The 20,955-nt window shown below is 69.3% G+C and carries 19 protein-coding genes and 1 riboswitch; of the genes, 12 read left to right on the forward strand and 7 right to left on the reverse strand.

From position 1 onward, the window contains the following. Nucleotides 1-69 precede the first annotated feature (69 nt). From AAFN86_RS16495 to AAFN86_RS16505, 3 genes are all read left to right on the forward strand, one after another. Nucleotides 70-1,572 carry a class I SAM-dependent methyltransferase gene (locus tag AAFN86_RS16495; RefSeq protein WP_347544452.1) on the forward strand — a complete coding sequence of 501 codons (1,503 nt, stop codon included), beginning with the start codon at nt 70-72 and terminating at the stop codon, nt 1,570-1,572. 64 nt (nt 1,573-1,636) lie between these two features. Next, nucleotides 1,637-2,329 carry an OmpA family protein gene (locus AAFN86_RS16500; RefSeq protein ID WP_347544453.1) on the forward strand — a complete coding sequence of 231 codons (693 nt, stop codon included), beginning with the start codon at nt 1,637-1,639 and terminating at the stop codon, nt 2,327-2,329. Nucleotides 2,330-2,340: 11 nt separating this feature from the next. Beyond that, the gene (locus tag AAFN86_RS16505; RefSeq protein WP_347544454.1) at nt 2,341-3,351 is read left to right on the forward strand and encodes a hypothetical protein; all 1,011 of its coding nucleotides are present in this window, start codon (nt 2,341-2,343) and stop codon (nt 3,349-3,351) included. 22 nt (nt 3,352-3,373) lie between these two features. On the opposite strand, the gene rnd is transcribed toward AAFN86_RS16505, so the two are convergent. Continuing rightward, a complete protein-coding gene (rnd, locus tag AAFN86_RS16510) occupies nt 3,374-4,567 on the reverse strand; it encodes a ribonuclease D (RefSeq protein WP_347544455.1) in 1,194 nt (397 codons plus the stop codon). 111 nt (nt 4,568-4,678) lie between these two features. On the opposite strand from rnd, the gene AAFN86_RS16515 reads away from it, so the two are divergent. The 4 genes from AAFN86_RS16515 (at nt 4,679) to AAFN86_RS16530 (ending at nt 10,007) form a co-directional block, all read left to right on the forward strand. Then, nucleotides 4,679-5,629, forward strand: coding sequence for an aldo/keto reductase (locus AAFN86_RS16515; protein WP_347544456.1), 951 nt, complete (start codon nt 4,679-4,681; stop codon nt 5,627-5,629). A 101-nt stretch (nt 5,630-5,730) separates the two neighbouring features. Next, nucleotides 5,731-7,533 carry an aspartate--tRNA ligase gene (aspS, locus tag AAFN86_RS16520; RefSeq protein ID WP_347544457.1) on the forward strand — a complete coding sequence of 601 codons (1,803 nt, stop codon included), beginning with the start codon at nt 5,731-5,733 and terminating at the stop codon, nt 7,531-7,533. Nucleotides 7,534-7,566: 33 nt separating this feature from the next. Continuing rightward, on the forward strand, nt 7,567-8,448 hold the full coding sequence (locus AAFN86_RS16525; protein WP_347544458.1) for an EipB family protein: 882 nt from the start codon (nt 7,567-7,569) through the stop codon (nt 8,446-8,448). A 353-nt stretch (nt 8,449-8,801) separates the two neighbouring features. Further along, nucleotides 8,802-10,007, forward strand: a complete 1,206-nt coding sequence (locus AAFN86_RS16530; RefSeq protein ID WP_347544459.1) for an epoxide hydrolase family protein — start codon at nt 8,802-8,804, stop codon at nt 10,005-10,007. Between the two features lie 130 nt (nt 10,008-10,137). On the opposite strand, the gene AAFN86_RS16535 is transcribed toward AAFN86_RS16530, so the two are convergent. Beyond that, entirely contained in the window at nt 10,138-11,721 is a 1,584-nt protein-coding gene (locus tag AAFN86_RS16535) for an ABC transporter substrate-binding protein (RefSeq protein WP_347544460.1), read from the reverse strand. 84 nt (nt 11,722-11,805) lie between these two features. After that, nucleotides 11,806-11,914: riboswitch (TPP riboswitch) on the reverse strand. Between the two features lie 135 nt (nt 11,915-12,049). Between AAFN86_RS16535 and AAFN86_RS16540 the strand changes: the two genes are divergently transcribed. The 4 genes from AAFN86_RS16540 to AAFN86_RS16555 all read left to right on the forward strand — a co-directional run bounded on the left by AAFN86_RS16540 (nt 12,050) and on the right by AAFN86_RS16555 (nt 15,498). Then, the gene (locus tag AAFN86_RS16540; protein WP_347544461.1) at nt 12,050-12,919 is read left to right on the forward strand and encodes a TauD/TfdA family dioxygenase; all 870 of its coding nucleotides are present in this window, start codon (nt 12,050-12,052) and stop codon (nt 12,917-12,919) included. 151 nt (nt 12,920-13,070) lie between these two features. Then, nucleotides 13,071-14,606 carry an altronate dehydratase family protein gene (locus tag AAFN86_RS16545; RefSeq protein WP_347544462.1) on the forward strand — a complete coding sequence of 512 codons (1,536 nt, stop codon included), beginning with the start codon at nt 13,071-13,073 and terminating at the stop codon, nt 14,604-14,606. Beyond that, complete coding sequence (locus AAFN86_RS16550; protein ID WP_347544463.1) at nt 14,603-14,869, forward strand: hypothetical protein; 267 nt, start codon at nt 14,603-14,605, stop codon at nt 14,867-14,869. The genes AAFN86_RS16545 and AAFN86_RS16550 overlap by 4 nt, the downstream gene beginning before the upstream one ends. Continuing rightward, nucleotides 14,866-15,498, forward strand: a complete 633-nt coding sequence (locus AAFN86_RS16555; protein WP_347544464.1) for a class II aldolase/adducin family protein — start codon at nt 14,866-14,868, stop codon at nt 15,496-15,498. The genes AAFN86_RS16550 and AAFN86_RS16555 overlap by 4 nt, the downstream gene beginning before the upstream one ends. A 63-nt stretch (nt 15,499-15,561) precedes the next feature. Here the strand turns inward: AAFN86_RS16555 and AAFN86_RS16560 are convergent, their stop codons facing one another. From AAFN86_RS16560 to AAFN86_RS16580, 5 genes are all read right to left on the reverse strand, one after another. Further along, complete coding sequence (locus tag AAFN86_RS16560) at nt 15,562-16,146, reverse strand: pyridoxamine 5'-phosphate oxidase family protein (protein WP_347544465.1); 585 nt, start codon at nt 16,144-16,146, stop codon at nt 15,562-15,564. Between the two features lie 211 nt (nt 16,147-16,357). Next, the gene (locus AAFN86_RS16565) at nt 16,358-16,831 is read right to left on the reverse strand and encodes a lysozyme inhibitor LprI family protein (protein ID WP_347544466.1); all 474 of its coding nucleotides are present in this window, start codon (nt 16,829-16,831) and stop codon (nt 16,358-16,360) included. Beyond that, nucleotides 16,828-17,676, reverse strand: coding sequence for a fumarylacetoacetate hydrolase family protein (locus AAFN86_RS16570; protein ID WP_347544467.1), 849 nt, complete (start codon nt 17,674-17,676; stop codon nt 16,828-16,830). Before AAFN86_RS16570 ends, AAFN86_RS16565 begins: the two co-directional genes overlap by 4 nt. A gap of 245 nt (nt 17,677-17,921) precedes the next feature. Next, the gene (locus tag AAFN86_RS16575; protein ID WP_347544468.1) at nt 17,922-18,569 is read right to left on the reverse strand and encodes a hypothetical protein; all 648 of its coding nucleotides are present in this window, start codon (nt 18,567-18,569) and stop codon (nt 17,922-17,924) included. A 110-nt stretch (nt 18,570-18,679) separates the two neighbouring features. Beyond that, entirely contained in the window at nt 18,680-19,429 is a 750-nt protein-coding gene (locus AAFN86_RS16580) for an SDR family oxidoreductase (RefSeq protein WP_347544469.1), read from the reverse strand. 160 nt (nt 19,430-19,589) lie between these two features. On the opposite strand from AAFN86_RS16580, the gene AAFN86_RS16585 reads away from it, so the two are divergent. Further along, the gene (locus AAFN86_RS16585; protein WP_347544470.1) at nt 19,590-20,927 is read left to right on the forward strand and encodes an LLM class flavin-dependent oxidoreductase; all 1,338 of its coding nucleotides are present in this window, start codon (nt 19,590-19,592) and stop codon (nt 20,925-20,927) included. The last annotated feature ends 28 nt before the right edge of the window (nt 20,928-20,955 follow it).

Consider the following 20,955-nt stretch of genomic DNA (forward strand, 5'->3'; position numbering starts at 1 on the left):
AGCACCAGCGCAGGGCGCGCAAGCCAAGCCGCCCGGATGGGCGGCGCCCGGCGTTTGAGGGACAAGCAAATGAGTGACGCCAAGTCGCGCTACGGCGCGGCCGACATCCGCTACGTCACCGCCTTCCAGTCGGAGGCGTCCCCCGCACGGCTGCATTTCGACCTGGCGCTGGCCGGTGTGCATTGGGAACCGGCCGACCGCGACCGGATGACGGTGCTCGACATCGGCTGCGGACGCGGCGTGACCGCACGGCTGTTGGCGGCGGCGAATCCGGGCTGGGATGTGATCGGCCTCGACCTCCAGCCGGTGCATATCGTCGAAGCGCAGGAAGGTGCCGCGGCTGCCGGCATCGACAACATCCGCTTCCTGGAGATGGACGTCGCCGAGTTGGAGGCGGCGGATTTCGCCACCGGGCTGCCCGAGATCGACATCGTGATCTGCTGGGGCGTGTGGACCTGGGTGCCCGACGCGGTGCGCGACGGCATCGTCCGCCTGCTGAAAAGCCGGCTGAAGCCCGGCGGCATCGTGCTGATGGGCTACAACGCGCTGCCCGGTTTCTCCGACTCGGTGGTGATGCAGCGCCTGATCGACGAGGCCTGCCGCGACCCCCGCGGCACGCCCTTCGAACGCGGCGCCGCGGCGATCGAGATCATCGCGTCGATGAAGGAAGCCGGCGCCTATAACCTGCCGAACGAGCATGTGCTCAAGCACATCCTCGATTCGTCGCGTCGGTCGCCCTCCTACATGGTGCATGAGTGGCTGACCTCGTTCTGGCGGCCGGCCTATCACGCGGACCTGGCCCGGGCCCTGGTTCCGGCGCGGCTTGAATACGGCGGCAGCGCCAACCCGTCGCGCAGCATGCCCGAGTTGCAACTCACCCCGGCACAGCGCCAGGTGATCGAGAACGCGCCGGCCGGCATTCATCGCGAGACGATGACGGACATGTTCCTGCAGCGCCGTTTCCGCGCCGACATCTTCGTGCGCGGCCGGCGTCCGGCGGCCCGGACCGCGCTGGCCGACATACCCGTCGTTCTCGGCATGGCGGCCGAACTGCTCGATACGTCCGTCAACACCTCCTCCGGCGAAGCGACTCTGAAGGATGAGCACCAGGCGATCCTGGGCCGTGCCCTGGCTGATGGGCCGCGTACCCTTGGCGAATTGGCGGCGCTGCCTGGCCTCGGCGACCTCACCCTGGCGGAAATCGGGCTGATGCTGGTCGAGAGCAACGCGGCGCATCCGCTGTGGCGGCCGATCACGCGCGACCCTGTCGCCGCCGCCCGCGCCGCGCGATCGAACGAGACGCTGGTCACCAGCCTCGCCGGCGAGCCCGGGGCCGGCGGTGCGGTGCTGGGCGCCGTGGTGCCTGCTCTCGGCAGCGCCATCGCGGGGTCGCCTTCGGATCTGGCGGTGGTCGTGCAGCTGCAGAGGGGGGTTCCGCCCGACCCCGATGCCATCGCGGCGCAGCTGATCCCGCCCGACATGCCGCCGGAGGCGCTGGCCAATGCGAAGGTGGCGATCGAGCGCCTGCTGGGGCTGCGCCTGGCCGCCTGGCGCGGCATGGGGCTGGTGTGAACCGCTTCGGATGCACGGCGACGCTACACATGCTACTCATGGTCGTATCCAAGGAGGGCCAATCATGACCCGTTCGCTGCTTCTTGCCGGCGCCGCCGCGCTGGCTTTCGTCACGGCTGCCCCCGGCGTCCAGGCGCAGTCCGATCCGGCTGCGCTGCAGCTTATCGAACGGCTGCGCCCGCAGGCCGGCGGCCAGACCCGCGGCATCCGCGTGCCTGGCAATGTGGAGGCCGCACCGGCCGCACCCGCCCCGGTGCAGCCCGCGCCGGTCTACGGGCAGCCGCCCGCTGCCGCGCCGGCGCCCTCGGTCGCCGGACCCGGTGCGCCGAGCGCCAACCCGACCACCGCAACGTCGCGCCCGGTCCCCGCCGCCGCGCGCGCCCCTGTGCGCGAGACGACGGCGGATGCCCCCTCGGCCTCGATCACCGTCTCCTTCGCCTCCGGGTCGTCGATGCTGACGCCGGATGCCGAACGCGCCCTGGCACCGCTTGGCCGCGCGCTGTCGTCGCAGGATCTCGCTGGCTTCCGCTTCCGCATCGAGGGTCATACCGACACGGTCGGTGATGCCGCCTCCAACCAGGCCTTGTCGGAACGCCGCGCGGCGGCGGTGCGGGAATACCTGATTGCGAAGTTCGGCGTCACCCCGGACAGGCTGGTCGCGGTCGGCCTTGGTGAAACGCAACTGCTGGTGCCGACGCCGCCGCAGACCTCCAACGCACGCAATCGTCGCGTGCAGGTGGTCAATATCGGCTCCTGACGACCCCCTTCGTGGTCGACCCGGACGCGACGGTACGCCTCGAACGTCCCGGCCAAGCCGCACCGGCGCCACCGCCGCCCGCCGCTCCGGCGGGCCGGCGGCCGCCGGTCGCGCTGGTCGCGGCGGCAGGCCTGCTGCTGCTGATCGCCGGGGTCGGCGCGGGCGCCTGGTTCTGGCTTGAATCCGGACCGTCCGAGCCACCCGCCAAGCCCGATACCGTCGCGATCGCGCCGCCGCCCGCGCCGATCGTCCGGCCGGTCCCCGGCGTGCCGCCGACCTTACCCGGACCAATACTCGCCTCCGAGGATGCGATCCGCGGGCATCGCGCCACCGAGCCGACACTGTTCCGCCTGGCTGAAAACCCCCGCGTCTTCGTCGCCGATTTCCCTGGGCTCGATCTGCAGGCCTCGGCGCTGAACCGCGTCGCCGCCCTGGTCGAGAAGGCCGGGGCGCCGCGCGACCGGGTGCTGACCGATGCCGAACTCGCCACCGCCATCACGCGCAGCGGGGAAACGCCGGCAACCTACTACTACGGGCACAACTACCGCGGCCGGGACCTCGAGCGTTTCTTCGCGTTGGCCGCGCGCGACCGCGTCGCCCTCACGGCGGAGGAGGAGTGGCTGCGCCGGCAGGTCCTGCACATCCGCTCCCTGGTGCCGGCGGAGGCCGAATTTGCCTTTGTCTCGGTCCCCGGCATCGAAGGTCGCGTCGATGAATCGATGCGGCAGGCGATCCTGCACCATGAACTCGGCCACGGGCATTTCTTCACCAACCCCGCCTTCGCCGCCCATGTCGCCCGGGTCTGGCGAGAGGTCTTCACCGAGGGCGAGCGCGCCCGCTTCCGGGCTTTCCTGGCCCGCGAAGGCTACGACCCCGCGCTCGAGGAAGTCATGATGAACGAGGCCATGGCGTACCTGGTCTTCACGCCGGACCCGCGCTTCTTCTCGCCGGCCCATGCCGGGCTGGAGGATGCGAGAGCAGAGGTCCTGCGGGCGGCGCTACGGGCGGGAGCGCCGTTGTAGCGGTTGGGAGGGGCTTCGCCCCTTACGCTGCCGGGATCAGCTTCACCCGCTTCCCATCCACGCCCAGCGCCAGCCGGCCCGTCTTCAGGGCCAGCGCCGCGTCCCCGAACACTTCGCGCCGCCAGCCATGCATGGCGGGCACCTCGGCGCCGTCGCCACTGGCCAACCGGTCGAGATCGTCGCTGCTGGCCAGAAGCTTCGGCGCGACGTTGTGCTCCTCGCTCTTGGCCGCGAGCAGCACCTTGAGCAGCGCGACCAGGGCAGGGGAGGCAGGCGGCCCGGCACGGTCCTTGGGAGCCTCGGGCAGGGCCTCGTCCGGTATTTCCCGGCCAGCCTGCACGGCGGCGAGCAGCCCGGCCCCCGACCGCCCCTTGGCGAAGCCTTCCGAGATGCCGCGGGCGCGGGCGAGGTCGGCGACGGTCGCCGGCGTCGTGGCGGCGATCTCCAGCAGCGTCTCGTCCTTCACCAGGCGCTGGCGGGGGATGTTGATGCGCTGCGCCTCGCGTTCCCGCCAAGCGGTGACGGCCTGCAGCACGCCGAGGAAGCGCCGGTTGCCCGTGCGTGGGCGCAGCTTCTCCCAGGCGGTCTCGGGGTCCTGGCGGTAGGTCGCGGGGTCGGCGAGCGCTGCCATTTCCTCGCCCACCCAGGCGAGGCGGCCTTCGCGGCGCAGCCGGGCGTCGAGCGCGGTGTAGATCTTGCGCAGATGCGTCACGTCGGCTGCCGCATAGGCGAGCTGCGCGGGGGAGAGCGGCCGCGCCGACCAGTCGGAGAAGCGGTGAGCCTTGTCGATCTGCACGCCCGCGAGCGACCGGCACAGCCCGTCATAGGACACCTGGTCGCCGAAGCCCGCGACCATGGCGGCGATCTGGGTGTCGAACAGCGGCGTCGGCACGGCGTCGAATTTCAGCAGGAAGATCTCGACGTCCTGGCGGGCGGCATGGAACACCTTCACCACGTTGGGATCGGCCAGCAATTCGCCGAGCGGGGCGAGGTCGAGGCCGGGGGCCAGGGCATCGACCTCGGCAACCTCGTTGTCGCCGGCGAGCTGCACCAGGCAGAGCTCGGGCCAATAGGTCCGTTCCCGCATGAATTCGGTATCGACCGTCACGAAGCGTTCCTGCCGCAGGCGCGCGCACAACGCGGCCAGGGCTTCGGTCTCGGTGATCAGGGCGGGGGCGGATTCGCCGGTATCGGCGGCAGCGGGGCGGCGACTCATCGGGGCACGTTTAGACCCCGCGGCCGGCCAGGGAAAGACGAAGCCTCGGGAGGGTCTGGCCGGGCCGCCGCCCGCGGCGCATCTTGGCGGCCGGTCACGGAGGGTCATGCCATGCAGATGCGCGCGCTCGGGCGTTCGGGGTTGTCGGTGCCGGTGGTGGTGTTCGGCGGCAATGTCTTCGGCTGGACGGCGGACCAGGCGATGTCCTTCCGCTTGCTGGATGCCTGCCTGGAACGCGGCCTGGTCGCGATCGACACGGCGGATGTCTATTCCGCCTGGGTGTCCGGTCATAAGGGCGGCGAATCGGAAGCGGTAATCGGTGCCTGGCTGAAGGCTCGCCCCGGCGCGCGGGACAAGGTGCTGATCCTGACCAAATGCGGCATGGAGATGCCGGGGCAGGGCAAGGGCCTCGCGCCGGCCTGGATCGCGAAGTCGTGCGAGGATTCGCTGAAACGGCTCGGGATCGAGCGGATCGACCTGTACCAGGCGCACAAGGATGACGAGGCGACGCCGCTGGCCGATACGCTCGGCGCCTTCCAGACGCTGATCAAGGCCGGGAAGGTCCGCGCCATCGGGTCGTCCAACTACACCGCCGCGCGGCTGAAGGCGGCGCTGGACCTGTCCGCCGCGCACGGCCTGCCGCGCTTCGAAAGCCACCAGCCGGTCTACAACCTGATGGATCGCGGCATCGAGGCCGACCTGCTGCCGCTGTGCAAGGCGGAGGAGGTGGGAATCATCACCTATTCGGCGCTGGCGTCGGGGTTCCTGACTGGCAAGTACCGGACCAGCGCGGATCTCGGCAAAAGCGTGCGTGGGGAACGTTCGGTCGCCAAGCACATGACCGACAAGGGCATGGCCGTTCTGGCGGCGGTGGATGCGGTGGCGGCGCGACATGGGGCGAGCCAGGCGGCGGTGGCATTGGGCTGGCAGATCGCCCGGCCGGGGATCACCGCGCCGATCGCCAGTGCGACCAGCCCGGAACAGCTCGCGGAACTGGCCGGGGCGGCGGATTTGGCGCTGTCGACGGCGGATATGGCGGAACTGGACGCGGCCAGCGCCTGAGGCGCCGCCTGCGAGGACCGGCCGCCGGCCCGACGCTTGACACGGCGCGGCCGGTCGGTCCCTTTGCGCGGCTTCCCACCGCAGCAACACGGTTGTTCCCCATGCACGCCTATCGCACCCATACCTGCGCCGCGTTGCGCGCCTCCGACGCCGGCCAGACCGTTCGGCTTTCCGGCTGGGTGCATCGCAAGCGCGACCATGGCGGGCTGCTGTTCATCGACCTGCGCGACCGTTTCGGCCTGACGCAATGCGTCTTCCCCTCCGGTTCGATCGTGTTCGAGGCCGCCGAGGCCGCGCGCCCCGAAAGCGTGATCACCGTGACCGGCAAGGTGGTGCTGCGCGAACCCGGCACGATCAACGACAAGCTGCCGACCGGCGAAGTCGAGATCCAGGTGCATGAGATCGCGGTGCAGTCCCATGCCGAAGTGCTGCCCATCCAGGTCGCCGGCGAGCAGGAATTCCCGGAAGACCTGCGGCTGCGATACCGCTTCCTCGACCTGCGGCGGGAGAAGCAGAAGCAGAACATCCTGCTGCGCGCGGGGGTCATCGCCTCCATCCGCCGCCGCATGATCGACCAGGGCTTCACCGAGTTCCAGACGCCGATCCTGACCGCATCCTCCCCCGAAGGCGCGCGCGACTTCCTGGTGCCGAGCCGCAATCATCCGGGCAAGTTCTACGCCCTGCCGCAGGCGCCGCAGCAGTTCAAGCAATTGGCGATGGTCGCGGGCTTCGACCGGTATTTCCAGATCGCGCCCTGCTTCCGCGACGAGGCCTCCCGCGCCGATCGCTCGCCGGGCGAATTCTACCAGCTCGACTTCGAGATGAGCTTCGTCACCCAGGAAGACGTCTTCGCCGCCATCGAGCCCGTCATCGCCGGCGTCTTCGAGGAATTCGCGGGCACGCGAAAGGTCCATGGCGCGCCCTTCCCGCGCATCGCCTATGACGCCGCGATGCTGGAATACGGGTCCGACAAGCCGGACCTGCGCAACCCGATCAAGATCACCGACGTGACCGACCACTTCGCTGGGTCGAGCTTCGGCCTGTTCGCCAAGATCGCGGCCTCGGGCGGCATCATCCGGGCGGTGCCGGCGCCGGGTGCGGCGGACAAGCCGCGCGGCTTCTTCGACAAGCTGAACGACTGGGCGCGGGCCGAAGGTGCGGGCGGCCTGGGCTATATCCAGTTCGCCAGCGATGGCGCGAAGGGCCCGATCGCCAAGAACCTCGAAGCCGACCGCGTGGAAGCCATCCGCATCGCCTGCCGCCTGAACCCCGGCGACGCCGTCTTCTTCGCCGCGGGCAAGAAGGACGAGGCGCCGAAATTCTCCGGCAAGGTGCGCACGCGCCTTGGCGAGGAACTCGGCCTGATCGCCAAGGACGAATTCCGCTTCTGCTGGATCGTCGACTTCCCGATGTATGAGCTGAACGAGGACACCAAGCAGATCGACTTCAGCCACAACCCCTTCAGCATGCCGCAGGGCGGGCTGGAGGCGCTGAACACGATGGACCCGCTGGAGATCAAGGCGTTCCAGTACGACATCGTCTGCAACGGCATCGAACTCTCCTCCGGCGCGATCCGCAACCACCGCCCCGACATCATGATCCGCGCCTTCGAGATCGCCGGCTACACTGCCCAGGATGTCGAGGACCGCTTCGGCGGCATGCTCAACGCCTTCCGCTACGGCGCACCGCCGCATGGCGGCTCCGCGCCCGGCATCGACCGTATCGTCATGCTGCTGGCCGATGAGCCGAACATCCGCGAGGTCATCCTGTTCCCGCTGAACCAGCAGGGTGAGGACCTGATGATGCAGGCCCCCGCGGAAGTGCCCGCCGCACGGCTCAAGGAACTTCACATCAAGCTTGATCTTCCGCCGGCAAAGGGTGCACCGGGCAGCAAGACTGCCTAAGTTGACGGACTGACCCCGCAGCAGGAGCCCGCGATGCGGCTGACGATCACCACCGCCCTCGTTCTCGGCACGCTGCTTGGGATGCCCGCCGCCGACGCCCAGGCGCCGGTCACGCCGGCACCGCCGCCTGCCGCGGCGGCGGAACCCCCGGTGCCGCTGGGCCGGCCGCTCGAGGTCCGGCACCTGCTTGCCCATCGCGCCGCCTATCGGCTGACGCTGGCGCCGCAGCGCGACCAGGGAAACATCGCCTCGGCCAATGGCGGCATGATCTATGAGCTGGTCGATGCCTGCGACGGCTGGGCGACGCGGCAGCGCTTCACCCTGACGCTGACCGACCGCGAGGGCACGGAGATCGAGACCGCCTCCGACTACTCCACATTCGAGACCAAGGATGGCCGCCGCCTGCGCTTCACCCTGACCCAGTTGACGCAGGGCGCGGTGACCCAGCGCATCGCCGGTGAAGCGGAGCTGAACGCCGATGGGACCGGCGTGATCCGCTACACCGAGCCCGAGGTGAAGGAGGAGCGGCTGGCGGCCGGCACCCTGCTGCCCAACGCCCACACCATCATCACGCTGAACGCGGCGCGCAACGGGCAGCGCCTGCTAGTGGCGCCGCTGTTCGACGGCACCTCCTCCGACGGGCCGCAGGATACCACGACGGTGCTGTCCGCCTGGGACGGCCCGCGCGACGTGCCGGAATTCCCGCTGCTGTCGCCGATGGGTTCGGTCCGCATGCGCATCGCCTTCTTCGACCGTGAGGCGCAGCAGCAGGGCGGCGGCGCGACGACGCCGTCCTATGAAGTCTCCCTGCGGTATTGGGAGAATGGCGTGGCGGACCAGATGCTGATGGATTTCCGCGAATTCGCCGTCGATGGCCGGATGGTGAAGCTGGAGCCGGTGCCCGGCGGCTGCTGACGACGGGGGGCGCCCCGCCGCAGCCGCGATGGAGGGGCATTGCCCCTCCAGACCACCCCACCAAAGGGCTACGGCCCTTTGGAATGCGGTCTTTTGGCATCGGGCATCGGGGTGTTCCCTCGCTTGCGAGGGCGCGTCCTGCCCCGTGCGACCACAATGGCCGTGCCGCCATGCGGCACGGCGCGCGGGACCGCGCCGCCAGCGCCAAGTAACGGTTTCCAAAGGCCTTAGGCCTTTGGCGGGGTGAGGTTCGGAGAGGGGCAAAGCCCCTTTCCGTGGCACCGCCGGAGCAATGCTTCACGCCCACGCGGCGGCGCCACCTCCCGCTGAGCGGATTTCACGACGGCCGCGACATGCTTCATCCTGCCCGCGCGCAATGCCGGGAGGACAGCGCGGTGCCGAACCCTGAACCCTTTGCCCTGCATATCCCCGACGCCGCGCTGGCCGATCTGCGCGACCGCCTGTCGCGCACGCGGCTGCCGGACCAGGTGCCGGAACCGCCTTGGACCTACGGCACCGATGTCAACTACCTGCGCGACCTGCTCGCGCATTGGCGGGATGGGTTCGACTGGCGCGCGCAGGAAGCGGCGCTGAACGCCTTCCCGCAGTTCCGCGTGCCGCTGCACGGCATCGATGTGCATTTCCTGCATGTCCCGGGCGAGGGGCCGGCGCCGATGCCGCTGCTGCTCTCGCATGGCTGGCCCGGTTCGGTCTTCGAGTTCCTCGACCTGATCCCGCGCCTGACGCAGCCGTCGCGCTTCGGCGGTGATCCGGCGGATGCCTTCACCGTCGTCGCACCCTCCCTGCCTGGCTATGGCCTGTCCTTCCACCCGGGGCAGAAGCGCTTCGGCATCGAGGCAATCGCCGACGCGCTCGCCGACCTGATGACGGAGGTGCTGGGGTATCCCCGCTTCGCCGCGCAGGGCGGCGATTGGGGCGCCTTCGTCTCCTCGCGGCTTGGCGCCGTGCATGCGGAAAAGCTGCTCGGCATCCACATCAACCTGCTCGCCGTGCGCCGCGATCCCGCGATGCTGGAGAACCCGACGGCGGAGGAGCGCCGCTACCTCGGCGAACTGACCGAGTTCCTGAAGGAGGAGACCGGCTACCAGTGGATCCAGGGCACGCGGCCGCAAACCCTGGCCTATGGGCTGATGGACAGTCCCGCGGGCCTCGCCGCCTGGATCGTCGAGAAGTTCCGCCAATGGACGGACAATGACGGCACGCCCGACAGCGCGATCAACCGCGACCGGATGCTGGCGAATATCGCGCTGTACTGGTTCACCGGCTGCATCGGCGCGTCGTTCCATCCGTATTTCGCGCGCATGCACGGTCCCTGGCCGATCCCGGGCACGGTCGACGTGCCGATGGGATATTGCCAGTTCCCGCGCGAGATCCTGCGGCCGCCGCGCACGCTCGCGGCGCGCACCTACACCGACATGCGCCGCTGGACCGTCATGCCGCGCGGGGGCCATTTCGCTGCGCTGGAGCAGCCTGGTCCCCTGGCGGAGGAAGTCCGCGCCTTCTTTCGGCCGCTGCGACGCGAGGCCATGGAGCAGTAACGCGCTGGCGAACGTCGCGTGTCGGCACGGCACTGTCCTCCCCGCAGGGGAGGTAATAACCAGCCGCGCCCGCCTGGTGCCGATCGTCGCGGGAGTTGCGCTCTCGGCCGGCTGTTGGCGGGCTTGCGGGTCACGCCCGCTTCAAATTCCACACGAAGGGGTTCGGCCCCTGCAGCACGCCGGACAGGTCCGACCGGAACGCCGTGCGCAGCCGGAACAGTCCGGTCGGCGCGAAGGGCACCGCGTCCCAGGCCAGCACCTGCAGCCGCTGCATCGCTGCCGCCTGGGCATCTGCGCTTGGCGCTTCGATCCAGGCCTGCACCTGTTCCTCCACCCCGGCATCGAGTGGCCAGCCGAACCAGGCGCGTTCGCCATGCATACGGATGATGGGCGACAGCGCCGGGTTGGCGATGCCGGCCGAAGGGAAGTTCGTGTTGTGCAGGTTCCACCCGCCCTGCGCCGGCGGGTTCCTGTTGGCGCGCCGGGCGATGGTGGTGGCCCAGTCGCTTTCCACCAGCTGGATGTTCACGCCGAGCCGGCGCATCAGGTCGGCGGTGACGCGCCCCTGCATCGTCACCGCCGCGAAATCCGTCGGGTTGATGTGGACGATCGGCTCACCGTTGTAGCCGGCTTCGCGCAGCGCAGCGCGGGCGTGGTCCATCGCGGCCTCGCCGCGCGGGGCGGGCGGGAATTCGGTCACGCCGGGCAGGCCGCAGGGGAAAACGGCGCGGCATTCGCGCCAGTCGCCTTCCAGCGCGACGGCGGACATGAAATCCGACTGCACCAGCACGTCGCGGATGGCACGGCGGACGCGCACGTCGTTGAACGGCGGATGCAGCGCGTTGAAGCGCAGAAAGCCGAGGAAGCCGTTGGGGTCATAAACCTGGGTGGTGATGCCGCGTTCGCGCTGCATCACTGGCACCAAGTCGGGCAGCGGGTATTCGATCCAGTCGATCTCCCCGGTGCGCAGGGCGGCAACGGCGGTGCCGCCATCGGGGATCCAGACCAGCTCCAGCCGGTCGAAATTCACCACCTTGCCGCCGGCCGCGGCGTCGGCAGCTTCGCTGCGCGGGATGTAGCGTTCGTTCTTCAGATAGACGGCCTTGCTGCCCTGCACGAACTCGTCGGCGACGAACTTCCAGGGGCCGGAGCCTGTCATGTCGGTTATCGGCCGGTCGGGCGGCGTATTGGCCGTGCGCTCGGGCATCATGAAGCAGGGCGATGCCGCGGGCTTGGCCAGCGCATCTAGCAGCGCCGGGAAGGGCCGTGTCAGGCGGAAGGTGATGGTGCGGTCATCGGTCGCGACGATCTCGGCGACCGCGCCCATCATCACCTGGCCGAAGGCGTCGCGCACCGCCCAGCGGCGGATCGAGCCGACGCAGTCCTTCGCGCGCACCGGTTCGCCATCATGGAAGGCCAGGCCTTCGCGCAGGCGGATGGTCCAGGTCAGGCCATCGGCCGAGACCTCATGCCCCTGCGCCATCTGCGGCTGCGGGTGCAGCGCGCGGTCGGCGCCATACAGGGTGTCGAACACGCAATAGCCATGCGTGGTGACGATCGTTGTCGGATTGAAGATCGGGTCGAGCACCGACAGCGCCGCCTGCGGCATGAAGCGCAGGGTGCGTGCCCGGGTGGCCTGGGCCGCGGCCGGGCGCGCGAGGGGCGCGCCGATGGCGGCGATGGTGGCGCTGGCCAGCAATGAGCGGCGGTGCATGCGTCATTCCCTCCATGGCCGGGAAGGGAAGGGGGTCTCCGCGCGCGACCGCGCGTGGCCGCCTTGGGCGGCGCGAACGCGCGGACGAACGGGTGGCACCGTTCCCTACACCGGTCCGAACCGGATCAGGTTCCATGGGTCGCGGGTGAAGCCCGCCTCTCAGCCTCCGGACGAGGCTCCCCAAGGTGTCCGCTGCCAAGTTGGGCGCATTCCGCCGCCTCGGCAAGGGTGGCGGGCCGCGCGATCCGCTGGCATGGTGCCTGCGGCGCTGCTTGGCGCCCAATCACGCCCGTTGCCGGCCTGCGCAGCCATACCCGGAGAAGCCGCCATGCGCGCCGGCCTTGCCCAGCATCCCGCCGCCCTCGATACGCGCCCGCTCGGCGCGACCTTCGGGGCGGAACTGCATGATTTCCAGCTCGCCGGCGACTTGCCGGAGGCGGAGGTTGACGCCTTCCGCGCTGCGCTGCACCGCCACGGCGTCCTGTTGCTGCGCAACGTGCCGAACGACCCGGCCGCCCTCGTCGCCTTCAGCCGGCGCCTCGGCACGCTGGAGATGCATTCGGCCTCGGCCCATACCCATCCGGATCACCCCGAGATCTTCTGCGTCGGCAACTACGCCGACGACCGGATGCGGGCGAATTTCTCGACCGGCGTCGAGCAATGGCATGCCGACAGCAGCTTCCGCGACACGCCCAGCGCCTGTTCCCTGTTCTACGGCGTGATCTGCCCGCCAGAGGGCGGCGAGACCTGGCTGCTCGATGCGGTGACGGCCTATGCCGAATTGCCGCCGACGCTGCGGGCGCGCATCGCCTGGCTGAGCGCGGTGCATGATCTCAACACCCTGTCCGAGTGGAACCGCCGCCACACGCCGGGCAAGCCGCCACTGTCGGAGGAAGCACGCCGCCGCTTCCCGCCGGTAACCCAGCCGCTGGTGCGGCGACACCCGGTGACGGGGCGCCCCTCCCTGTTCATCTGCCCGGCGGTCATCAGCCATGTCGAAGGCCTGCCGCCCGACGAAGGCCATGCGCTGATCGCCGAGGTGATGGCCCATGCGGCGGCTGGCCGCTACGTCTATCGCCATCAATGGCGGGCGGGCGACCTGGTCGTGTGGGACAACCTGTCCACCCTGCACACCGCCACGCTGTTCCACCATGAACGGCATCAACGGCTGATGTTCCGCACCACTGTCGCGGGATGATCCGACGCGGCGCCTGACGGGGTCCGACCAGCGGGAGCATGGACGCGCACCGCTTTGCGCTTTTGGTTGAACGAGCATCGTCACGCCCCTCGCTGATTCCAGTGAGGGGCGATCTGCTCTAGCATCACGGCAAGTCCTGGGAGGAAAACCGATGGAAGCCCGCACGTCGCCGCTTGTGATCCGTCTCAGCCCCGAGGACGGGGTGGTGATCGCCCGTGGCGTGCTGATGCCAGGGACCGAAGTGGCGCCCGGCATCACCGTCGGCGCCCGCCGCATCCCGGCGGGCCACAAGGTGGCCGTCCGCGCCCACGCGAAGGGCGAGCCGATCCGCCGCTACGGCCAGATCATCGGCTTCGCGACGGATGCGATCGAACCCGGCGCCTGGGTCCACACCCACAACTGCGAGATGGGCGACTTCTCCCGCGACTATGCCTGGGGCGTCGATGCGAACCCGACTGCCTATGTCGATACGCCCGCGACCTTCATGGGCATCCGCCGCGCCGATGGGCGCGTGGCGACGCGCAACTACATCGGCATCGTCACCTCGGTGAATTGCTCCGCCCATGTGGCGGAGCTGATCGCGCGGCAGTTCGAACGCAACCCGATCACCGGCGCTGATCCGCTGGAAGCCTGGGGCAATGTCGATGGCGTCGTCGCGCTGACCCACAAGACCGGCTGCGGCATGACGATGGACGAACCGTTGCGGGTGCTGCGCCGCACGCTGGCGGGCTTCGCACGGCACGCCAATTTCTCCCATGTCATCGCCATCGGGCTGGGCTGCGAGGTCAACCAGCTCGGCCCGATGCTGGAGGAGCAGAAGCTGACCGGCCGCCTACGGTCGATGGATATCCAGGACAGCGGCGGGTCGCGCGCGACCGTGCTGAAGGGGATGGATTTCGTGAAGGAAGTGCTGGCCGAGGCCAATGCCGTCACGCGCGTGCCGGTGCCGGCGAGCGAGTTGTGCGTGGCACTTCAATGTGGTGGGTCGGATGGGTATTCGGGCATCACCGCTAACCCGGCGTTGGGTGCCGCGTCGGATCTGGTGGTGCGGCATGGCGGCACGGTGATCCTGTCGGAATCGCCCGAGACCTATGGCGCCGAACATCTGCTGACGCGCCGCGCGGTGTCGCAGGCGGTCGGCCAGAAGCTGGTCGACGTGATGCATTGGTGGGAGGACTACACGGCGCGCGAGGGTGCCGAAATGAACGCCAACCCGTCGCCGGGCAACAAGGCGGGCGGGCTGACGACGATCCTGGAGAAGTCGCTCGGCGCGATGGCCAAGGCGGGCACGACCAACCTGGTTGATGTCGTCCGCTATGCCGAACCCGTCACCGCTAAGGGCTTCGTCTTCATGGACACGCCGGGCTACGACCCGGTGGCGGCGACCGGGCAGGTGGCCGGTGGCGCGAACCTCGTGTGCTTCACCACCGGGCGCGGATCGGTGTTCGGAATGAAGCCGGCGCCGTCGATCAAGCTCGCGACCAACGCCGCCATGTATGAGCGACTGTCGGAAGACATGGACATCAATTGCGGCACCATCGTCAGCGGCGCGGAGACGGTGGAGCAATGCGGCCAGCGCATCTTCGAGCTGATGCTGCGCACCGCATCCGGCGAGCCGACGAAAAGCGAAGCGATGGGGTTCGGCGCGCAGGAATTCGCGCCGTGGGTTCTCGGTGCGACGATGTGAATGGGGCGCTCCTCGCCTTTGCCTTGATGCTGGGTGCCGCAGCCGCGGCGCTGGCGATCACCGCCTGCGTCGCAGCTTGGCGGGCGGTGCGCATTGGCGGGGCACGGCTTCTGTTCAACAGCTGGGACTGGTTCATCATGTCCGACGATGTGCCCGCCGCGGCGCGACCGCATATGCGAAGGGCGTTGCTTCGCTGGTGTGGTGCAATGGGCTGCATGGTGCTGGCGGTGATCGCCGCGGCGCTGTCCGGGGCGCTGGCATGATCACCGCCGCGATCGTCGCCGCGGCGCAGCGCCTCGATGCGGCGGGGATGATGCCGTCGAAATCCGGCAATCTCTCCATCCGCGTTGGCGGTGGCTTCATCGTCACCCCCGCTGCCTTGCCCTATGCCCAGATGACCGAAGCCGATCTGGTGCGCGTTGGCCTCGACGGCGCCGTGGCGCTTGGCGCACCGCATCGGCCGTCATCCGAATGGCGGCTGCACGCCGCGGTCTATGCGGCGAGGCCGGAGGTCGGCGCTGTGGTTCACACCCATAGCCCGCGCGCCACGGCACTCTCCTGCGCGCGCGCCGGCATCCCGCCCTTCCACTACATGGTGCTGCTCGCCGGCGGGCCGATCCGCTGCGCCGAGCACGCGACTTTCGGCACCGAAACCCTGGCACGGAACTGCGTCGCCGCGCTGGCGGACCGGCGTGCGGTGCTGCTGGCCAATCACGGCGTCGTCGCCTGCGGGACGACACTCGCCGCCGCACTCACCCTGGCGCTGGAGGTCGAGAACCTTGCCGGCCAATATCTCGACCTGCTGGCGTCAGGGCTGAAGCCGGTGCTGCTGAAGAAGCGCGAACTGGCCGAGGCCGCCGCGCAATTCGCGGATTACGGCCGCGCGACATAGGGCACGCTCACAGGCATGACGCGGCGGCACGCTGCGCCAAGCGTGCCTTGGCGGCGTGCTATTTCAAGCGTGCCTTGGCGGCACGACGTCCGCGAAAATCTCAAAGGACTTCCAGGCCGGCTCCGCGCGTTCGACGCCGCAGCGGGGGACGTAGGGACTTTCCTCCACCACCTGGTGGCGCGGGATGTTGCGCGGGCAATTGGGGAAGATGTCCTCCGGCGTCACCCGCACCAGGGCCTGCGCGCCTTCGAAGCTGCCGAGCAGCGGGTCCTCCAAAACCACCTGCGCCGTGCCGTTGACGCGCAGCCGGCGCGGCTTGTCCTCCATGCCGATGAACAGCAGGCCGATGCGGGGATTGGCGCATAGGTTGCCCAGGCTCTTGAACATCCCGTTGCCGTCATAGTCGGGGAACACCAGCAGGTCGGGCGCGACCACCCGCGCAAAACCCGGATCGCCGCCCTTGAAGGAGCAATCCGGGTGCCCCTCGGCGGTCGCCGTCGCCAGGAAGAAGAAGCGGAGAGAGGCGATGAAGGCCCCATCCTCCTCGGTGAAGGCGGTGCGGCGGATGCGCTCCTCCATCCGGTCGGCCAGGCGCCGCGTGCCGAAGGCGTCCTGCAAGTCCCGGTTGCCCTGATGGTACATGACCATGGTCGGACCTCCGCTCTGGAATCAGCGGAAGGCTAGCCCCGCGGGCGCTCGGCAGGGTAACGAAAACTGGAGGACGGGACCGTGAGCAGGCCCCGTCAACGCGGCGATGACGCCGGGATCGCTGACCTCGATCCCGGCGGCGACGATGGCGCCGATACCGGCCGGGAGGCACGGTATCCTGCGACGGCCCGCCGATCGGGCGGGCCGTCGCTCAGCGGCGCTGCTGTTGCTGGCGCTGCTGCGGCGCCGCGGCAGCCGGTGGAGGCGCGAGCAACTGCTCGATCTCCATGGTGCGCCCCAGGTCGAACTGCAGCAGGCAGGCGGCGCGGTCGGCCGCCGCATCGGCGCCGCGTTCGGGATTGGTCCCGGCGAAGTCGCAGCGCAGGTCACGATAATTGGCCCAGGCGGCCTGCACGGCCGCCAGACCCGCCCGGCGCGCGGGGTCGGCCTGGGTGGCGAGCAGGCGCTCCACCGCCGTCTCCAGCCGTGGGGCGACCACGGCGCGCTGGCTGTCCATGCAACGCGCGACCAGCGCCATCTCCTGCGAGGTGCCGATGCAGGTGCGGATGTTGCGTTCCACCTGCTGGGGCAACTCCTCCTGCCGCGGCGGCTGCGGCGCGCGCTGCTGCGCGATCGCCGCCCCCGGTGCGAGCAGGACGAAGGCCAGCAGTGCCGCGCGCCTCACGACGACGCCACCAGCTTCTGCTGCTGCTCGCCAAGCCCGGCGATGCCGAGCTTCATCACCTGGCCGGCCTTGAGGAAGACCGGCGTCGGCTTCTTGCCCAGCCCCACGCCCGGCGGCGTGCCGGTGAAGATGACGTCGCCCGGGTTCAACGTGATGCACTGGCTGACATAGGCGATCACCTGCTTCACGCCGAAGATCATCGTCCGCGTCGAACCGTCCTGCTGGCGCACGCCGTCCACGTCGGTGAACATCGCCAGGTTCTGCGGGTCCGGCACCTCATCCTTGGTGACCAGCCAGGGGCCGAGCGGGCCGAAGGTGTCGAAGCCCTTGCCCTTGTCCCAGGCGCCGCCGCGCTCGGCCTGCCATTCGCGCTCGGATACGTCATTGCCGACCGCATAGCCGGCGACGTGGTCGAGCGCATTCTCCTCGGACACATACTTCGCGCGCGTGCCGATGATGATGCAGAGCTCGACTTCCCAGTCGGTCTTCACGCTGTTGCGCGGGATGACGACGTCGTCGTTCGGCCCGGACAGCGCATTGAGCGACTTCAGGAAGACGATCGGCTCCTTGGGGATCGGCGAACCCGTCTCGGCGGCGTGGTCGGCGTAGTTGAGGCCGATGCAGACCAGGTTCTTCATGCCCGCGACAGGCGGGCCGAGGCGCGGGCTGCCCGCAACCCTGGGCAGCGAGGCGGGGTCGAGGGCGGCAAGCTTCGCGAGCCCGGCCGGGGAGAGCGCCTCGCCGGACAGATCGGCGATGATGCCGGAAAGGTCGCGGATCGCACCGTCCGCATCGAGCAGACCGGGCTTCTCCTGGCCCGGGGGGCCGTAGCGCAGCAGCTTCATGTTCGTATCTTCCTGCCTTCGCGGGCGACGGCCGTGTGCCGCATCGCTCCCGGTGCAGTCATGTCCCCGCGATGCGGGACCCGTCAATGGTGGCGCGTCCGATCCTTCGGGTCGCGGCCAGGCGGCGCTCCGGCTGCCCGACGCACGACCGCGCCCCGACCGTCAATCGTCGCCAGACCACCCCCGCAGGGCGCGAAAGCCAGGCCCGCGGATACGGGCGCCGGCGTTGGAGGTCGAACGAAGTCTCACGGCCCGGTCCAGCTTGCGCCGGTGAATTCGCCGCGCTTCCAGAAGAAGTCCGTGCTCTCGGACAACTTCCTTTCGAGGAAGGCCGGCTGGTAGCAGGTCTGTTCCAGGCTGAACAGGCCGCCCGCATCCGAGAACGGGAAGTTTTGCTGTCCCGTCAACTGGGAACACGCCATCTGGTAGCACAGCACGACATGGCCGGAACAGAAGAAGGCGTCGCCGCCGGCCAGCAGCTTCTCGAGCATGTCGTTCGCGATGTCGCCATTGGGCACCGCTGAACTCTTCCAGACCGAGGCGGCGGCCTGTCCGAGGCTGTAGGTCAGGTTGGTGGCGCCGGCCTGGAAGGCCGCGAGCATCATCTCACCCGCCGCGGCCGCACCGGCGCCCACGCCGTCGATGACGCACCGATAGACACGATAGCTGTAATGCGAGTTCTCGGCGGTTAGGTCGTGCAATTGCAGGCCGTCGCCATCCATCTCGATGATATGGGTGGGCGAAGCGCAAAGACCGGCGTGGGTGAACTGGGAACTGCCGCGGCCGAAGAACTGGCCGAAGGCGATGATGCTGTTGATCGCGCTATGGTCGTTGTATTTGACCATGATGTCGCCAGGCTTGAGCATCCCGGTGAATTGCTGAGCGTCCGACATGGCAGCATTTCCATTGGATGGAGGGCGCGCGCCGCCCGCCCGCCGGGGACGCAGGGCCACATGCTGTCCCGAAACAATCCAAACTCACAATGAAACTGTGCAGCCGGAAGCTACAGCGTCCAGCCGCCGTCGATGACGATGGCCTGGCCGGTGACGAAGGTGCTCTCGGGCGCCGCGAGATAGACCACCAGCGCGGCGATCTCCTCGGCGGTGGCGAGCCGGCCCATCGCCTGGCGCGCGACGAAGGCGGCGTGCGCCGCTTCCACGGACCCGGCGGCGGCGGCATTGTCGGCGATACGGTCGTGCAATGATGGTGTGTCCACCGTGCCGGGGCACAGGCAGTTGCAGCGGATTCCCTGCGTCACGTACTCGGTCGCGATGGATTTTGTCAGCCCGATCACCGCCGCCTTGGTGGTGCCGTACAGGAAGCGGTTCGGCGCACCCTTCACCGAGGAACAGGCCGAGGACATGTTCACGATGGCGCCATGCCGGCGCTCGATCATGCCGGGCAGCACGGCGCGCGCCATCTTCCACATGGCGCGCACATTCAGCCCGAAGCCGAAATCCCAGTCCTCGTCGGTGCAGGTCAGGATGGTGTTCTGGTGCACGAAGCCCGCGCAATTGAACAGCACGTCGATCGGGCCGGCTTCCTTGGCCACGCGGTCCACCGCCGCATCGTCCAGCATGTCGAGCGGCAGGTGCATGATGCCGCGCGCCCCGAGCTGGCCGACCTTGGCGGCGTCGCGGTCGGTGGCGATCACCGTGGCCCCTTCCGCTGCCATGGCCAATGCGGCCGCGCGCCCGATGCCCTGCGCCGCCGCCGTCACCAGCGCGCGCTTGCCTGCCAGCCTGCCGGCCATGGCCGTCCTCCCCTGAATTGTCGCCGAGAGTGGGCAGCGGTGCCGGGTGGCGTCAACCGAAGCCTGCGACCTCGCTGCCGCGGCCGTTCGGGCGCGGCAGCGGCTTGACGCAACTACCCGGCGGGCGCCTTCCTTTCGGGGAATGAGAGGAGCCACGACGATGGGCGCAGGACATTCGGACGGGCAGATGCGGCTTGGCGTCTTCGTCCAGGCGGCCGGGCATCACGTGGCCGGCTGGCGCCACCCGGACGCCATTCCGGGCGGGCCGGACATCGCGCTGATGCGCCACATCGCCGCGACCGCGGAGCGCGGCAAGTTCGACATGTTCTTCCTCGCCGACAATTTTGCCACCGGCTACGCCGAACACCCCTCCTCGATCGGCAAGTTCGAGCCGCTGACGCTGCTCTCGGTGCTCTCGGCCCACACGACGCATCTCGGCCTCGCCGCCACCGCATCGACCACCTATTCCGAGCCCTATCACGTCGCGCGCGCCTTCGCGTCGCTCGACCACCTGTCCGGCGGGCGGTCGGCCTGGAACGTGGTGACCTCCTCCTATCCCAAGAACGGCAAGGTGTTCGGCCGCGAGCACCCGTCGCACGCCGACCGCTACGCGATTGCCGACGAGTTCGTCGAAGCCTGCCTGCAATTGTGGGATTCCTGGGACGACGACGCCTTCGTGATGGACAAGGAGCGCGGCACCTTCGTGCGTCCCGGATCGCTGCACGTGCCGGACTTCCACGGCCAGTACTTCACCGTCACCGGCGGGCTGAACCTGCCGCGCTGCCCGCAGGGCCATCCCGTCATCATCCAGGCGGGCAGTTCCGCGCCCGGCCAGGCGCTGGCGGCACGCACGGCCGAGGTGGTGTTCACCGCCCAGAACAGCTTGGACGATGCGCGCGATTTCTATCGCCGCCTGAAGTCGCAACTCGCCCAGCACGGCCGGCGCGAGGACGAGCTGAAGATCATGCCCGGCTTCATGCCGATCATCGGGCGCGATGAGGCCGAGGCGCGCGCGCTGTTCGCCGAGCTGAACCGCACCCTCGACATGAAGCAGGCCAATACCGTGCTGTCCGACCGGCTGGGGACGGACATGTCGGGCTTCGACCTCGATGGCCCGGTGCCGGACCTGCCCGAGAGCGACCACCTGAAAAGCCGGGCGAGACTGCTGCTGGACACGGCGCGGCGCGAGGGGCTGACGTTGCGCGACCTGTGCTATCGCGTCGCCGCCGCGCGCGGCCATCTGATGGTGGTCGGCAGCGCGGGGCAGGTGGCGGACACGATGGAGCAGTGGTTCCGCGAGGGTGCGGCAGATGGCTTCAACCTGATGCCGCCGTTCTTCCCGGGGCAGTTCGATGCCTTCGTCGACCAGGTCGTGCCGATTCTGCAGGAGCGCGGGCTGGTGCGGCGGGCGTATGAAGGGACGACGCTGCGGGACAATCTGGGGTTGGCGCGGCCGGCGAGCCGGCATGCGGCGGTGATGGACAGCGCGGCGGAGTAGGGCGCCTCGGAGAGGGGGCCTTGCCCCT

The organism is Roseomonas sp. CAU 1739, from assembly GCF_039839775.1.
In the GTDB taxonomy this organism is placed as follows: Bacteria; Pseudomonadota; Alphaproteobacteria; order Acetobacterales; family Acetobacteraceae; genus Neoroseomonas.

Bases quoted from the DNA above. Each gene is read 5' to 3' on its own strand.
- AAFN86_RS16495 (WP_347544452.1), top strand. From the start codon at position 70: ATGAGTGACGCCAAGTCGCGCTACGGCGCGGCCGACATCCGCTACGTC.
- AAFN86_RS16500 (WP_347544453.1), top strand. From the start codon at position 1,637: ATGACCCGTTCGCTGCTTCTTGCCGGCGCCGCCGCGCTGGCTTTCGTC.
- rnd (WP_347544455.1), bottom strand. From the start codon at position 4,567: ATGAGTCGCCGCCCCGCTGCCGCCGATACCGGCGAATCCGCCCCCGCC.
- AAFN86_RS16515 (WP_347544456.1), top strand. From the start codon at position 4,679: ATGCAGATGCGCGCGCTCGGGCGTTCGGGGTTGTCGGTGCCGGTGGTG.
- aspS (WP_347544457.1), top strand. From the start codon at position 5,731: ATGCACGCCTATCGCACCCATACCTGCGCCGCGTTGCGCGCCTCCGAC.
- AAFN86_RS16525 (WP_347544458.1), top strand. From the start codon at position 7,567: ATGCGGCTGACGATCACCACCGCCCTCGTTCTCGGCACGCTGCTTGGG.
- AAFN86_RS16530 (WP_347544459.1), top strand. From the start codon at position 8,802: ATGCTTCATCCTGCCCGCGCGCAATGCCGGGAGGACAGCGCGGTGCCG.
- AAFN86_RS16535 (WP_347544460.1), bottom strand. From the start codon at position 11,721: ATGCACCGCCGCTCATTGCTGGCCAGCGCCACCATCGCCGCCATCGGC.
- AAFN86_RS16540 (WP_347544461.1), top strand. From the start codon at position 12,050: ATGCGCGCCGGCCTTGCCCAGCATCCCGCCGCCCTCGATACGCGCCCG.
- AAFN86_RS16545 (WP_347544462.1), top strand. From the start codon at position 13,071: ATGGAAGCCCGCACGTCGCCGCTTGTGATCCGTCTCAGCCCCGAGGAC.
- AAFN86_RS16555 (WP_347544464.1), top strand. From the start codon at position 14,866: ATGATCACCGCCGCGATCGTCGCCGCGGCGCAGCGCCTCGATGCGGCG.
- AAFN86_RS16560 (WP_347544465.1), bottom strand. From the start codon at position 16,146: ATGGTCATGTACCATCAGGGCAACCGGGACTTGCAGGACGCCTTCGGC.
- AAFN86_RS16570 (WP_347544467.1), bottom strand. From the start codon at position 17,676: ATGAAGCTGCTGCGCTACGGCCCCCCGGGCCAGGAGAAGCCCGGTCTG.
- AAFN86_RS16575 (WP_347544468.1), bottom strand. From the start codon at position 18,569: ATGTCGGACGCTCAGCAATTCACCGGGATGCTCAAGCCTGGCGACATC.
- AAFN86_RS16580 (WP_347544469.1), bottom strand. From the start codon at position 19,429: ATGGCCGGCAGGCTGGCAGGCAAGCGCGCGCTGGTGACGGCGGCGGCG.
- AAFN86_RS16585 (WP_347544470.1), top strand. From the start codon at position 19,590: ATGGGCGCAGGACATTCGGACGGGCAGATGCGGCTTGGCGTCTTCGTC.